A 14,183-nucleotide genomic window follows, 5' to 3' on the forward strand; every position below is an offset into this window, starting at 1 on the left:
GTGAATGAATTCATCATCAAAATAGCAGCGCGTACTGCTGCAACAATGATCGCATTTACGATTGTTGGCACTGCATTGCTTGCCTTCACTGCCAATAGCACTAAAGACATCATCAGCAAGAATGTAGAACAGGAAAAAATGGCCTTAATCAGCCAAACTCTACCCCATGCGCTATTTGATAATAATCTGGTACAGGATGCGTTCATTTTACAACCTGATGATAAACTAGGAAATGATGAGCCTACTTTTGCCTATCCTGCTCGCCTGCATGGCAAAACTACGGCTGTAGTACTGGAAGTTATTGCTCCAGATGGCTATAGTGGAAAGATAAACTTACTGGTTGCCATACTGGAAAATGGCGAAGTAGCAGGTGTCCGTGTAGTTGCGCATAATGAAACACCGGGTCTGGGAGACTATATAGATATTGCCAAAAGCGATTGGATTACCCATTTCGATCATACTTCACTGAAAAAAATCCCCTCCCAGGACTGGAAGGTAAAAAAAGATGGTGGCCATTTTGACAGTATGGCTGGCGCCACCATAACTCCCCGTGCTGTAGTAAAAGCAGTATTTAAAGCTTTACAATATTTTGAGAACAACAAGAACAAACTTTTGGCAGAACAGTCCAATTCAGCAGGAGCGTAAATAATGAGCAATCAACCAAGTTACAAAGAAATCATACGAAATGGTTTATGGAACCAAAATACCGGCTTGGTTCAGTTGCTTGGCTTATGTCCTCTGCTGGCAGTGAGCACAACCGCAGTAAACGGCATTAGCCTTGGACTGGCAACTGCCATAGTCATGAGCATGAGCAATGGCGCTGTTTCCGCTGTGAGAAATGTTGTTCCCAATGAAATCCGCATCCCCGTTTTTATATTAATTATTGCGGTACTGGTCACCGTGGTTCAGATGGGCATGAACGCTTTTGTGCATCCACTTTATCTCGTACTCGGCATTTTTATTCCGCTCATCGTTACTAACTGCATCGTTCTGGCAAGAACCGAAGCATTTGCATCAAAAAACCGTGTTCTGCCTTCAATGGTTGATGGATTGATGATGGGCGTGGGGCTGACTTTAGTACTGGCGGTGCTTGGTGGCGCACGTGAAATTATTGGCAAGGGCACCCTTTTTTCCGGGCTCGATATGGTCTTTGGTGAGGCTGCCAAGCACATGGTGTTACATGTCATACCAGATTACCACGGCTTTCTGCTAGCCATTCTCCCACCTGGGGCTTTCATTGGATTAGGCCTGCTGATTGCCGGAAAAAATTACCTTGAACAACGTGCAACGGCAAAACCTGAAACACACCAGCCAGACATTCAGGTTGCAACTGCATAAGAAGCACCTGACCATCCCTATTTGAACACTTTAAGAAGGAACTTTTTATGTCCGGACACTTTCCATTCAGCGGCAATGTAAATCGCGTAAGCGTGTTTGCTTTTTACGAAAAGCATGGACTTGGACTGGTACTTCAGGAAAAATACAACCAATGGTGGTTTAATTGGACCAAGCAGTTTGTCGCAAATGACCCAGGATTAAAGGCAGCGAAGGGCCAGGATTTCAATGAATTCCCTTATGGCCAACACGCCCATCATGATTTTCATCTGCATAAATATCAATGGTGCACGACAATGATAGATTTAGGTCAGTTTATCGCTGGTGTCATTTTGCCCAAATTGTCAGAAGAGCAACTTCACAAATTGGAAGAAGATCATCATCACCTACTGGAAGCCTTACACAAGGAAGCAGAACAAACACCTCGTGAAGCAACACCGGTGATTGGTTATTTCCGCCACACCTGAAGTCTTTTCAATTAATAACAATTCAAAAAACGCAGAGGCAAGATAAAACAGCCTGTTATTTCCTTAATCTTCAGGGAATAACAGGCTATTCAGCAACGCTCGCTAACTCTGTGTTTATAGCCAGATTGACATATGAACACCCAAAAACGTCACGAAATATTTACCCGCCTTTCCTCATTAAATCCAAACCCTACAACAGAACTGCTTTACACAACCCCTTTTGAACTGCTGATTGCTGTAGTGCTTTCTGCGCAATCAACCGACAAAGGAGTCAATATTGCCACCAGAAAACTTTACCCGCTCGCCAATACACCAGAGCTGATACTGCAACTAGGGCTGGAAGGATTAAAGCAGTACATCCAGACAATCGGGTTATACCACAGCAAAGCAAAGCACATCATGGAAACCTGCCGGCTTTTGGTGGAGCAACATCATAGTCAAGTACCTAATACTCGCGAAGAACTTGAAAAACTGCCCGGCGTAGGCAGGAAGACCGCGAACGTCATTTTAAATACAGCTTTTGGCCATCCCACAATGGCTGTAGATACCCATATTTTCCGCGTGTCTAACCGTACAGGTCTGGCACCCGGTAAAAACGTTTCGGAAGTTGAACAAAAACTATTAAAATTCATCGACAAAAAATTCCTGCTCAATGCACATCACTGGCTTATATTGCATGGTCGATATACTTGTAAAGCGAGAAAACCTAGCTGCCCTGAATGCATTATTCGCGATTTATGTGAGTACAAATCTAAAACCCAGTAAACAGGATTTGCATGAATAGCGTTTTAATCCTGTAAAATGGCTTAATTCTGTCAATTTGTTATCCATATGAAAATCGCAACAGGTCTCGCAACAGGTCAAATAGCCAGCCCGGATTTAGCTAAACAAGCCGTGGCCCAAGCCATGGAAAAAGCAGAACTTGAAATCGCTGCAAGCGTTCTCCTATTTCTTACCCCTGATTTTGCCCGTGACCCTCAGCCTTCACTTTTAGCAGCGTCTCGCGCTAGCAATTGCACGCACATTGTGGGCTGTTCTGCTGTCGGTATTTTCACAGAAGATGACTGGGTGCTGGATTCTCCAGCAGCAGCTGCTATGGTTTTTGGAGATGGCATCAGTTTATTACCTGTTCACTCACCTCAATCTGACGACCTGATACTCACACTGGCTGCACCGAATGCCATCAACACGAACTGGCTTTCTGAACCAGGGATACGTTATGGGGGGGTATCTGGCGATGCCACAGGACAGGGCCCATTCAAGGTCTGGTGTGGGGGCAAGGAAGTTGCTAACGGTCGATGTGAAACATTGATTAGTGGTGCGAGCGGCGCCATTGGCATTTCACAAGGAATACGTGCTCTAACACGTCCGCAAGAGGTTACTCAGGTTAATGGGTATGATGTGCAATCTCTTGGCAACCAACCTGCACTCAACACACTCATACGGGAACTCCCCTTAGAAGTACGTGAACTGGAAAGAATTCCCCTGCATCTGATTATGGCAGGCATTACATTTGGGGAACCATCTACCGCGATTGCTGAAGGCAGATTCCATCTGACTCCTATCATATCCACCAACACTGATGACCGATCCATTACCCTTTCCAAGCGTATTGATGTGGGCGAAAAACTTTTCTGGGCCTTCCGCCAACCCCTTGCAGCTGAACGCGATATGCGAATGGCCATTGACCGCATGCAAGAACAATTAACAAGTGCACCGGATTTTGGCTTGCTCTTTCCTTGCACAGGGCGAGGCCCTTACTTCTATGGTGGCATAGACAGAGATCTTGAGCTAACCAAGCAGCGATTTCCAAGCATGCCCATCATCGGATTTTACGGCAACGGTGAAATAGGCCCATTAAACAATAACAATCATTTATTCCAGTACGCCGCCATTCTGGGATTATTTTCAGGCAATGTTTAATCCTTCCAGAGAGGAAGCACGCCGCTTCTTCTTCGACACTTGGCGCAAATATCAAGTTAAAGAGTCTTTATCTGGCTTAGAAGGCACAGCGTTGGATATTATCCTGCAACACCCGGAATATCACGCTATGCTTTCAGATCCCGAAAAACACATAGACCGAGATTTTTTGCCTGAATTTGGTGAAACCAATCCCTTCTTGCATATGAGCATGCATCTGGCAATAGAAGAGCAGCTTTCTATTGATCAGCCTCAGGGTATTCGAAGTCACTACCAAAACCTGCTTAAAAAGGGCAGCACAGCCCACGATGCTCAACACATCGCCATGGATTGCCTGGCAGAAATGATCTGGCAGGCTCAGCGCAATAATAGCGCACCGGATGCTTCTGTATATCTGAATTGCCTGACAACAAAAGTACATCGCAATAGCTAAATTAATCATAGCGTTTGCAACTCTGCGTAAAATATAAGAAAATTGCAGGTTTTTTACGAGCCTTCCTGTTTTGCCATATTACAACAGGGAGCAAACTCAATTTTCAGGAATCACCCGTGAAAGATATTCTCGCTTGTAATCTCTGGCTTTATAAAGTCTTCCCCTTTCTTCGCTGGTGGCCGATGGTCACAAAGGAATCCAGTCGCGCAGATCTGATGGCCGGTTTGACTGGTGCCATGATTGTGCTGCCGCAGGGCGTTGCATTTGCCACGATTGCCGGAATGCCGCCAGAATACGGTTTATATGCAGCCATGATTCCCGCCATTATTGGCGCACTATTCGGTTCAAGCTGGCATCTGGTTTCCGGGCCAACGACTGCCATTTCCATCGCAGTCTTTGCATCTGTCAGTCCCCATGCGGCTCCTGGTTCTCCCGATTTCATCAGTCTGGTGCTTACGCTGACTTTCATGGTTGGTCTATTCGAACTGATTCTTGGCATGGCCCGCATGGGTGCGTTAGTAAACTTTATCTCTCATACAGTGGTGATTGGCTTTACCGCTGGCGCTGCAATTCTGATTGCATCCAGCCAAATCAAGCACTTCTTTGGCATCAGTATCCCTCGCGGCACACCATTCCACGAAACCATTCACCAATTATTCCTTCAAATTGGAGATATTAATCTTTACGTCACTGGTGTTGGTTTAATTACGCTCGTTTCAGGTATTTTGTTCAAGAAATTTTATTCAAAATTTCCCTATATGATTGCGGCAATGATTATTGGGAGTCTGGTAGCAGTCATTCTGAATACTTTTTTTGGCGGTATTGATGCGACACAAATAAAAACGGTTGGCGCTCTACCCTCAGGCTTACCACCACTTTCTCACCCAGACCTTTCGCTTACCTCACTTCAGCATGCTTTCTTTCCAGCATTGGTAGTAACAATGCTAGCACTGACAGAAGCGGTATCCATTTCCCGTGCAATTGCAGTCAAATCTGAACAGCGAATAGATGGTAATCAAGAGTTTATTGGACAGGGCCTGTCGAACATTTTTGGCAGTTTTTTCTCTGGTTATGCCTCTAGTGGCTCATTCAATCGTAGCGGTGTGAATTACGCCTCCGGTGCACGTACCCCCCTTGCTGCAGTGTTTGCATCTATATTTTTGATCATCATCCTGCTACTGGTCGCACCACTAGCCGCTTATTTACCCACTGCCGCCATGGCGGGAATTCTGTTCCTGGTCGCATGGGGGCTCATCGACTTTCATCATATTGCTTCCATTCTCAAAACCAGCCGTGTTGAAACCACCATTCTTGCGGTTACATTCATCGGTACGCTGATCGATCTTGAAAAGGGCATTTTCTTCGGTATAACACTGTCACTTGCTCTTTACCTCTATCGCACATCTCGCCCGACCGTGCGTGATATCGTACCGGACACCTCTAATGAAAAACGCAAATTTTCAACCCCGCGCGAAGGTATGCATGAGTGCCCTCAACTAAAAACTGTACGTATTGACGGTTCAATCTTTTTTGGAGCAGTTAATCACATCCAGACTTCCTTGCAACAAATAGACGAGTACAATCCACAACATAAACATGTGCTTGTGGTTGCAGATGGCATCAACTTTGTAGATCTTGCCGGTGGTGAAATGTTGGTTCAGGAAGCCAAGCGACGCAAAAAAATGAACGGTGGACTGTATTTTAAAGGAGTAAAAGAAGGCGCCTGCGAAATGATCAAAAAAGGGGGATATATCAAGGATATTGGCAATGACAATATTTTTAAATCCAAAACCACTGCAATTACCACCATCTACAGCAAGCTAGATTCAGAAATCTGCAGAAACTGTACAGTGCGAATTTTCAGAGAATGTCACCAATCTTTGCCTAATGGTGAACCAAGATAACCATTAGATTTTGACTGCTTTCTAGTAGTATTTAAAACATACTGCCAGGTCAGTTTTTACCATTTTGCCTAACAAAATAAAACCCGCAAGTTAACCACCTTGCGGGTTTTATTTTGTAAAAAAATCACACGTAACCAATAAATGTTCAAGTAATAAACTGAATATCAATCGGTTGCCATCGCTTCTTGCAACACTTTTGTCTGACGCTTGTGATCACGCATACCCTGCCAAAGAGCAAACAACACAATGCCTGCCCCCAGCAAAAGCGCCAGTATCATCACACCAAGACTGATATTTTTCAATAGTGCCATATTCTCATCCGCCATCGGCGCAATCATGTGAAGTTGGGAGAGGTAAACAGGGATAACAAATGCCCGGCTAAATAACACAGTGATCATGATGACGCCCATTACCACTTTAATCATGTAGGGCTTCACATAAGTAGTACCAATTGCCCCCAAATGGATACCGAACAAAGATCCGGCAAGAATAATCATAGCCAATCGAATATCTACATACCCGCCCCAGGCAAACTTGATTGTGCCCCCTACCCCCATCACAAAAGCGATTACCAGTTCTGTTGCTGAAGCCATCATGCTTGGCACGCCTAGTACATACATCATTGAAGGTACACCGATAAAACCGCCAACAGCGATGGTTGCCGCCAGCAACCCAGTTGCAAAGCCCAAAGGAATGGTGAACAGAACAGAGATTTTTGCCTTGATGCTGGGGAAATAAACCATGGTGCCTGGAATGTAAACCGATTGAACCCATTTTGCCAATGATCCTTTTTTTTCCTCCTCGTCTGTTGCTCCTGAACGATATATCTTGATGGCATCTCGCATGACGTAACCGCCTACAACAGCAAGCACTATCACAAATGCCACGCTTACATAAAGATTAGAACCCGCATCACCAAACGCCTTTTTAATGGATTCCTGAATATGCGCCCCATATAACACACCGGCTTCTGCCGAAGCACCCATAACCAGTCCAAGTTTCAGATCTACCTGCCCATATTTCGCACGTTTTAACGCGCCAACCAATGCCTTGGGAAACTTATGGCACATATTACTTGCCACCGCCACGATACCTGGGACTCCCAAGCTCATCATTGCCGGCGTCAACACAAAAGCACCGCCAGAGCCAATAAACCCACTCACCATTCCTCCAACAAAACCTACAATTAACAGGAATAAGACATTCGTCACATTTAGATCAATAAAATTAAGACCTTCCACTTGAAATCCCCAATAAATAATGAATCAATATAGCCACTATTTTTTTGCTTTAATTCCTAGCACATCCCAAAACTCGCTCGTAAATGCGCCATGCGCAAATGAGATGACGAATGCAATGGTAATTGGAATCACAAATGCCCAATGCCCATGAGAAGTTATGTCAAGCACCTGATTTTCATTTATAAATAACACCCCGTATAGACCGGTAGAGAGCATCCCCAAACCAAACAGTTTCACGATTTTTTTTGTATTTTTTACCTTTTCCATCATTCCCCCTGAATTTTCATTTTTTAAAACTGTCACCACCCGTTATTACCAATGGACAACCAACCTTACCCCAATAATCACGTGTCTTCTTTCCAGGCCATCCAGCTGGTGGAGGCATGACTACAAACAAGATGCTTTTAAAATGATTGACATAATCAGCCACTTCAGCATCAAAGCTTCCTACCTTTTTCACCAACCTGTAAAAAACTTTTTCACTTTCCAAAACCAGTAAAAAATTTTCCAGAGCAGTGTCTTTCACGCGGCAATTTGTAACGCATAAAATATCCAAGCTGGCAGACATCCGCTTACACAGACTCAACGCTGCAAGAAATGATTCACGGTTACAGGTAGCATTACCCACAGCCAGCAATATCTTTCTTTCAGGGCATGAACCAGCCGCAGGGTTGGCAAGCTGCCCCACTAATACCTCATACTTCGCTTAGTTTGCATGCAACAAATTATCATTTTTCTAATGTGTATCAGCCATACCGTTTGAAGGCATTCCGCTGACAGGCACGTTCACTTTTATTTCATCCACCTTTTCTTTTGAAGCGTGGTTTTCATTCAAAATTTGCCTAACCGCATCAAAATTTCCTGCTTCTGCATAAGACATCGCCGTAAACATCCTTCCCAATTTGCTGAATATTTTGTTCATATCCACTCCAAATGAAATATCTAAAAAAACATGCGTCGTTTACTACCGTCTTATTAAGCAGTTACCGTGCCACATTAATATTTTTACCAACCAATTGTTATATATACATTTTTCTTAAACTATTCTCTTTCAATCAAACAGAACTACTATTTCATATTGCAACAATCATCAACCAATAAAACACTAACTACTATCAATATATTGATTAATATAATAATTATTTAAAATTACCAATGTTGCATATTTATGCGACATGTTGCTATTTGCAATGCAAAGATTTAGCATATGCACATGAAAATCCAATCATCCTTAAGGCAAAAAATTACATTTGGCTATTACGGTTATTACGCCATGGCAGCCTTGATCATTGGATTATCACTATTTACTTTTATGGAACTAAGGCTTATAGAGGGAAAGATTCACTCTGGTACAAGAATTACTGAATTTTTTGACGTCACACTGGAAATCAGAAGATTTGAAAAGAATTATTTCCTGTACCGACAACTAGCTGATTATTGGGAAAATGTAGGCTATATCGAAAAAGCTCAATCACTATTAGACAAACACGGAAATGATTTTGAATCACTGACCTCACACAAGAACATCACCAACCTGCGTTCGAATTTAGTCAATTACCGCCTGCTCTTAGAACAGTATTCGCAACACGCGCTTTTATCTCCACCACAATTGGAGCAGCTTGAAGCCAGGATTCGTAACATCGGCAGAGCGATCACTATTGAAGGCGAACATATCGCCAACTCGGAAAGGTTAATGCTTCAAAAATCCCTGGATAGAGCCCGGACTTTTTTCTTTGGATATTTAGCACTGATAGCACTGGTGATGATTGCGATAGGCATGACACTGTCAAAAATGGTGGTTCGCCCCTTGCGTCACATGGAAACCTGCATAAATGGTTTAACTGGTGGCCGACTTGAAAAGCTTAAAATTGATTCCAATGAGCATGAAATCATTTCAATTACCCACGCTTTTAATCACATGATTGAAGAACTTGAAAAACGGCAACAGTGCATCACCCGTTCCGAAAAACTAGCTTCGATGGGGACACTCCTTTCCGGCGTAGCACATGAACTGAACAACCCGATATCCAATATATCCAGCTCCTGTCAGATTCTCCAGGAAGAACTGGGACACGCAGACATCGTTTTCCAGAAAGAAATGCTTGAGCAAATTGATAATCAGACTGACCGTGCACGCATCATCGTCAGGTCATTACTTGATTTCGCCCGGGATCGTGAATTTAAACATTCCGACATTGCACTGGATAAGTTGGTAGCGGAAACCATTCGTTTCAGCAAAGGCATGATACCGCCAAACGTGACTCTCACCAGCGACATCCCTGAAAACCTGATGATTACGGCTGACTGCCAAAGACTGCAGCAAGCTTTGCTCAACTTGCTTCAAAACTGCCTGGATGCATTGGGTGGAAAAGGAAAAATCCACATAATGGCAGAGAAACGGTTTATCACCGCAAACGATAAAAATGACATTACGTTTCATGGCAGATGTGAAGCGCACATAGAAGTGGTCGATTTAGAAATCCGGGACAACGGAACAGGAATTGCTGATGACGTTCTGCCCCGCATTTTTGATCCGTTCTTTACAACAAAAGATGTAGGACAAGGTTCCGGGCTAGGCCTTTCTATCGTGCATGACATTATTGAACAACATCACGGTTGCATTGCCGTGAGTTCTGCAAGCGGTGGCGGCGCCACGTTCACAATTCGCCTTCCCGTACAGATATCCACTTTACAACCTAATTAATTCAGCATGAATATCATGACAACACCAGGTACGCTTCTTATTGTGGACGATGAAAAAGCCGCACTTAAAAACCTTGAACACATAATGAAAAAAGAAGGATATGAAGTCACAACGACTCAAAGCGGTCCCAATGCGCTGACATTACTCGACACTCAAAATTTCGACGTCGTTTTGACAGATTTACGTATGGAGAAAGTCGATGGCATGCAGATCCTTCAAAAATGCCGCGCAATTTCACGGAATACTGAAGTCATCATGATCACCGGTTTTGCCACACTGGAATCAGCTGTAGATGCCATGAAATATGGCGCCTTTCATTACATATCCAAACCGTTTCGTCTGGATGAAGTAAGAAAAGTTGTCGCTGAAGCCATAGAAAAGGTACGCCTTAAAAAGGAAAACCAGGCGCTTAAATCGCAAATTGATCTTTATCATGGAAAGGTAAAAATCGTAACGCAAAACCCCACCATTCAGCGCATGCTTGAAACCGCAAGACAGGTTGCGCCCACAGACTGCAATATCATTATTACAGGGGAAAGCGGCACAGGAAAGGAATTATTCGCACGATACCTTCATGACAATAGCGAAAGACAAAATGGGCTGTTCCTGGCCGTTAACTGTGGCGCCTTTAATGAAGAATTGCTCTCAAATGAACTGTTCGGCCATGACAAGGGCGCATTTACCGGCGCAAGTTCGAGCAAAAAGGGTCTCATAGAGGCCGCCTCTGGCGGAACACTATTTCTTGATGAAATTACTGAAATGTCCCCTTCCATGCAAGTCAAATTACTTCGTGTAATACAGGAAAGGGAAATCCTTCATCTGGGTGGTACCGAGCCGATAAAAGTCGATGTACGTTTTATTGCCGCCTCTAACCGGGATTTGCAAACAGCCATGAAAAGTGGGGAATTTCGTCAGGATTTATACTTTCGCCTGAACGTAGTTAACCTCTCCATCCCTTCGCTCTCAGAGCGATTGGAAGACATTCCCATGCTCAGCCTGCACTTTTTAAAAAAATATGCCTCTTTGATGAAAAAGGAAGTTACAGAAATCTCCAAAGAAGCAATGGAACTTCTGATTGGATATGACTTCCCTGGTAACGTACGAGAACTTGAAAACATTATTGAGCGTGGCGTCGCCATTACCCATAGTGACACTATTGAAAGCACACACCTGCCAGATGATTTGAGAGAAATGACTTTCCGCACATTTCGCAAAAAAAATGGACGTATCCTGCCTCTGGAAGAGCAAGAGAAAGATTATATACTGTGGGTATTAAGTGAATCCATGGGGAATCAGACCGTGGCAGCACAGGCCCTTGGCATTGATCGGGTTTCACTATGGCGCAAGCTAAAAAAATATCAGATAGCGCCAATATAATGACTCATACTACCTATAGCTTAAAGTGAGTCGGTCTGATTACACACCTTGCTTCTAGCCACAGCATGGTTTGCAAGAACTTCATTTTTAAACGATAATTATTGCTTATTGAAATAGACTAGTTGCAATTTGCAACACATTTAACCTTGGAATTACACCTGTGAAGTCACTTCTCGCATGCAACCTCTGGCTCTATAAAGTTTTCCCGTTTCTGCGATGGTGGCCTATGGTCAACAAAGAGACTGCCCGTTCCGATTTAATGTCGGGATTGACTGGCGCCCTCATTGTATTACCCCAAGGTGTCGCTTTCGCGACTATTGCAGGCATGCCGCCAGAATATGGTTTATATGCTGCGATGGTTCCTGCAGTGATAGGAGCATTATTCGGCTCCAGCTGGCACCTTGTCTCAGGGCCTACGACGGCCATTTCCATTGCTGTGTTTGCATCCGTCAGCCCATATGCTCATGCAGGAACCCCCGAATTTATCAGCCTGGTACTCACCCTGACTTTTCTGGTCGGATTATTTGAACTATTAATGGGTCTGGCAAAACTGGGCGCGCTAGTCAACTTTATCTCACACACAGTGGTTATTGGCTTTACTGCTGGCGCGGCAATCCTCATTGCTTCCAGTCAAATCAAACACTTTTTTGGCATTCATATTGAACGCGGCACAGCTTTCTACGAAACAATCCATCAATTATTTCTGCAATTTAATGATATTAATATCTATGTCACTATTGTCGGCGCTCTAACATTGATATCAGGTATTCTGGTTAAAAAATTCGTACCAAAATTCCCTTATATGATTGCGGCCATGATTATCGGCAGTATCGCAGCGCTCATTATTAACCAGTTTGCCGGGGGTATTGACGCTACCCATATAGTCACAGTCGGGGCACTTCCTTCTGGATTACCCCCCTTGTCTCACCCTGACTTGTCCATCCATTCAATTCAACAGGTATTCTTTCCTGCACTCGTTGTCACTATGCTGGCATTGACTGAAGCCGTTTCTATATCCCGAGCTATATCTGTCCGTTCCGAGCAGCGTATTGATGGCAATCAGGAGTTTATTGGCCAAGGCTTGTCTAATATGTTTGGCAGTTTTTTTTCAGGATACGCTTCAAGCGGATCGTTCAACCGAAGTGGCGTTAACTATGCTTCTGGCGCCAGAACCCCGCTTGCAGCAGTATTCGCATCATTTTTCCTGTTACTGATATTACTGTTGGTAGCACCACTCGCTGCTTATCTGCCCACAGCAGCAATGGCTGGCATCCTCTTCCTGGTTTCCTGGGGTCTGATTGACTTTCATCACATGTCATCCATCATGAAAACAAGCCGATCTGAAACGGCTATTTTGTGGGTCACACTGATTGGTACGCTAATCAATCTGGAAAAGGGGATATTCTTTGGCATCATTTTGTCATTAATCACTTATCTTTACCGTACTTCTCGCCCAAGCATAACTGCATTCGTGCCCGATACTGAAGAAGGAAGTTATCATTTCATTCCTGCCGACAACATGCCTGAGTGCCCGCAACTGAAAATTGCCCGTGTGAATGGCTCAATATTTTTCGGTGCAGTTAATCATGTGCAACAGCATCTCCAGCACTTTGATGAAGAAAATCCACAAGCCAAGCATGTCCTCATTCTCTCCAGTGGAATCAATTTCGTTGATATCGCTGGAGCAGAAATGCTTACCCAAGAAGCAAAACGTCGTAAAAAAATGGGTGGGGGACTTTACTTCTATCGTGTTAAAGAAAAGGTTTACCAGTTGTTTAATAAGGGACATTACATTGACGATATTGGCAAAGAGAATATCTTTGAGGCAAAAATGCACCCAATTTCTAACATTTATCCCAAATTAGATTCTGAAGTTTGTCGTACTTGCAAAGTAAGAATATTCAATGCGTGTAAAGTTGCGTTGCCTAACGGAGAAGCTTTGCAGTAACCATTCAATCTATTTAAAAGCATAACGCTCAACAAACCGATGACTGAAAAGGGGATCTAACGCATCCAATACGCGATGCGTACCCCTGGCCAGTAAAGCAAAACTGCTTATTTCCTGATTCAAAGTGTTGCATTCACCCCATCTGACTTTGTCTAATTCAAATTCCAAATACTTCTCCACAGCTGCACCGCTGCGGTAAAATCAAGTTTTATCACATTTATGGTTTATTTATGGGCAACCGCCTCAGTAAAATTTATACTCGCACCGGAGACGATGGCACAACTGGTCTCGGCGATGGCGCTCGCACGCCCAAAGACAGCTTGCGCATTAATACGATAGGTGAAGTGGACGAATTGAACAGCCACATCGGGGTGTTGCTCACTGAAAGTTTGCCGGAAATAATCCGCAACTGCCTTATCAATGTTCAGCACAAGCTTTTTGATCTGGGTGGGGAACTGAGTATGCCCGGTTCTGGCTACATTGGCATTTCTGCCGATCACACCACCCAACTGGAGTCAATTCTCGACAAGCTGAATACCCCTCTGCCACCACTGAAGGAATTCATCCTGCCTGGAGGCTCTCGCGCTGCGGCACTCTGCCATGTGGCACGAGCTGTTTGTCGGCGCACCGAACGCAGTATCACATCATTGGCAAAGGCGGAAGATGTCTCTACTGCAAGCCTTATATATCTGAATCGGCTATCTGACCTGCTTTTTGTAATGTGCCGAGCACTGAATGTATATCATGCTCAGGAAGATGTGTTATGGAAGCCAGGCAAAGCAGATTAACCCCTTTCAGGATTCGACTTGCCCACTGTTTTCATAACTGAATACAGTCCACCATATTGGCCTTTT

General features: G+C 44.0%; 16 protein-coding genes. 11 read left to right on the forward strand and 5 right to left on the reverse strand.

All coding sequences use genetic code 11. The features are described 5' to 3' along the window. The 7 genes from rsxG (at position 1) to EDC63_RS02375 (ending at position 6,059) form a co-directional block, all read left to right on the forward strand. Positions 1-645 carry an electron transport complex subunit RsxG gene (rsxG, locus tag EDC63_RS02345; RefSeq protein WP_223248414.1) on the forward strand — a complete coding sequence of 215 codons (645 nt, stop codon included), beginning with the start codon at positions 1-3 and terminating at the stop codon, positions 643-645. Between the two features lie 3 nt (positions 646-648). Then, on the forward strand, positions 649-1,338 hold the full coding sequence (locus EDC63_RS02350; protein WP_124947569.1) for an electron transport complex subunit E: 690 nt from the start codon (positions 649-651) through the stop codon (positions 1,336-1,338). A 47-nt stretch (positions 1,339-1,385) separates the two neighbouring features. Then, positions 1,386-1,802, forward strand: coding sequence for a hypothetical protein (locus EDC63_RS02355; protein WP_124947568.1), 417 nt, complete (start codon positions 1,386-1,388; stop codon positions 1,800-1,802). A 132-nt stretch (positions 1,803-1,934) separates the two neighbouring features. Beyond that, positions 1,935-2,567 carry an endonuclease III gene (gene nth, locus EDC63_RS02360; RefSeq protein WP_124947567.1) on the forward strand — a complete coding sequence of 211 codons (633 nt, stop codon included), beginning with the start codon at positions 1,935-1,937 and terminating at the stop codon, positions 2,565-2,567. Between the two features lie 66 nt (positions 2,568-2,633). Then, positions 2,634-3,725, forward strand: coding sequence for an FIST C-terminal domain-containing protein (locus EDC63_RS02365; RefSeq protein WP_124947566.1), 1,092 nt, complete (start codon positions 2,634-2,636; stop codon positions 3,723-3,725). Further along, positions 3,718-4,155: a DUF1841 family protein gene (locus EDC63_RS02370; protein WP_124947565.1), complete on the forward strand. Its 438-nt coding sequence runs from the start codon at positions 3,718-3,720 to the stop codon at positions 4,153-4,155. The genes EDC63_RS02365 and EDC63_RS02370 overlap by 8 nt, the downstream gene beginning before the upstream one ends. A 116-nt stretch (positions 4,156-4,271) precedes the next feature. Next, positions 4,272-6,059, forward strand: a complete 1,788-nt coding sequence (locus EDC63_RS02375; RefSeq protein WP_124947564.1) for a SulP family inorganic anion transporter — start codon at positions 4,272-4,274, stop codon at positions 6,057-6,059. A 164-nt stretch (positions 6,060-6,223) separates the two neighbouring features. Here the strand turns inward: EDC63_RS02375 and EDC63_RS02380 are convergent, their stop codons facing one another. Genes EDC63_RS02380 through EDC63_RS02395 form a run of 4 tightly spaced genes read right to left on the reverse strand, consistent with a single transcriptional unit; the run spans position 6,224 to position 8,222 of the window. Next, positions 6,224-7,300, reverse strand: a complete 1,077-nt coding sequence (locus EDC63_RS02380; protein WP_124947563.1) for a sulfite exporter TauE/SafE family protein — start codon at positions 7,298-7,300, stop codon at positions 6,224-6,226. Positions 7,301-7,336: 36 nt separating this feature from the next. Continuing rightward, positions 7,337-7,603 (reverse strand): hypothetical protein, encoded by a 267-nt coding sequence (locus EDC63_RS02385; protein WP_132920872.1) that lies wholly within the window; start codon positions 7,601-7,603, stop codon positions 7,337-7,339. Next, a complete protein-coding gene (locus EDC63_RS02390; RefSeq protein WP_124947562.1) occupies positions 7,584-7,988 on the reverse strand; it encodes a hypothetical protein in 405 nt (134 codons plus the stop codon). Before EDC63_RS02390 ends, EDC63_RS02385 begins: the two co-directional genes overlap by 20 nt. Positions 7,989-8,036: 48 nt before the next feature. After that, on the reverse strand, positions 8,037-8,222 hold the full coding sequence (locus EDC63_RS02395) for a hypothetical protein (protein ID WP_124947561.1): 186 nt from the start codon (positions 8,220-8,222) through the stop codon (positions 8,037-8,039). Positions 8,223-8,513: 291 nt separating this feature from the next. On the opposite strand from EDC63_RS02395, the gene EDC63_RS02400 reads away from it, so the two are divergent. The 3 genes from EDC63_RS02400 to EDC63_RS02410 all read left to right on the forward strand — a co-directional run bounded on the left by EDC63_RS02400 (position 8,514) and on the right by EDC63_RS02410 (position 13,329). Beyond that, the gene (locus tag EDC63_RS02400) at positions 8,514-10,004 is read left to right on the forward strand and encodes a sensor histidine kinase (RefSeq protein WP_165922884.1); all 1,491 of its coding nucleotides are present in this window, start codon (positions 8,514-8,516) and stop codon (positions 10,002-10,004) included. A gap of 6 nt (positions 10,005-10,010) precedes the next feature. Beyond that, positions 10,011-11,381, forward strand: coding sequence for a sigma-54-dependent transcriptional regulator (locus EDC63_RS02405; RefSeq protein WP_223248413.1), 1,371 nt, complete (start codon positions 10,011-10,013; stop codon positions 11,379-11,381). A 160-nt stretch (positions 11,382-11,541) separates the two neighbouring features. Next, positions 11,542-13,329, forward strand: a complete 1,788-nt coding sequence (locus tag EDC63_RS02410) for a SulP family inorganic anion transporter (RefSeq protein WP_124947558.1) — start codon at positions 11,542-11,544, stop codon at positions 13,327-13,329. Between the two features lie 9 nt (positions 13,330-13,338). Here the strand turns inward: EDC63_RS02410 and EDC63_RS18485 are convergent, their stop codons facing one another. Next, on the reverse strand, positions 13,339-13,497 hold the full coding sequence (locus EDC63_RS18485) for a hypothetical protein (RefSeq protein ID WP_165922885.1): 159 nt from the start codon (positions 13,495-13,497) through the stop codon (positions 13,339-13,341). Between the two features lie 62 nt (positions 13,498-13,559). On the opposite strand from EDC63_RS18485, the gene EDC63_RS02415 reads away from it, so the two are divergent. Further along, on the forward strand, positions 13,560-14,117 hold the full coding sequence (locus EDC63_RS02415) for a cob(I)yrinic acid a,c-diamide adenosyltransferase (protein WP_124947557.1): 558 nt from the start codon (positions 13,560-13,562) through the stop codon (positions 14,115-14,117). Positions 14,118-14,183: the final 66 nt, after the last annotated feature.

The sequence above is a fragment of the Sulfurirhabdus autotrophica genome (genome assembly GCF_004346685.1).
Taxonomy (GTDB): domain Bacteria; phylum Pseudomonadota; class Gammaproteobacteria; order Burkholderiales; family SMCO01; genus Sulfurirhabdus; species Sulfurirhabdus autotrophica.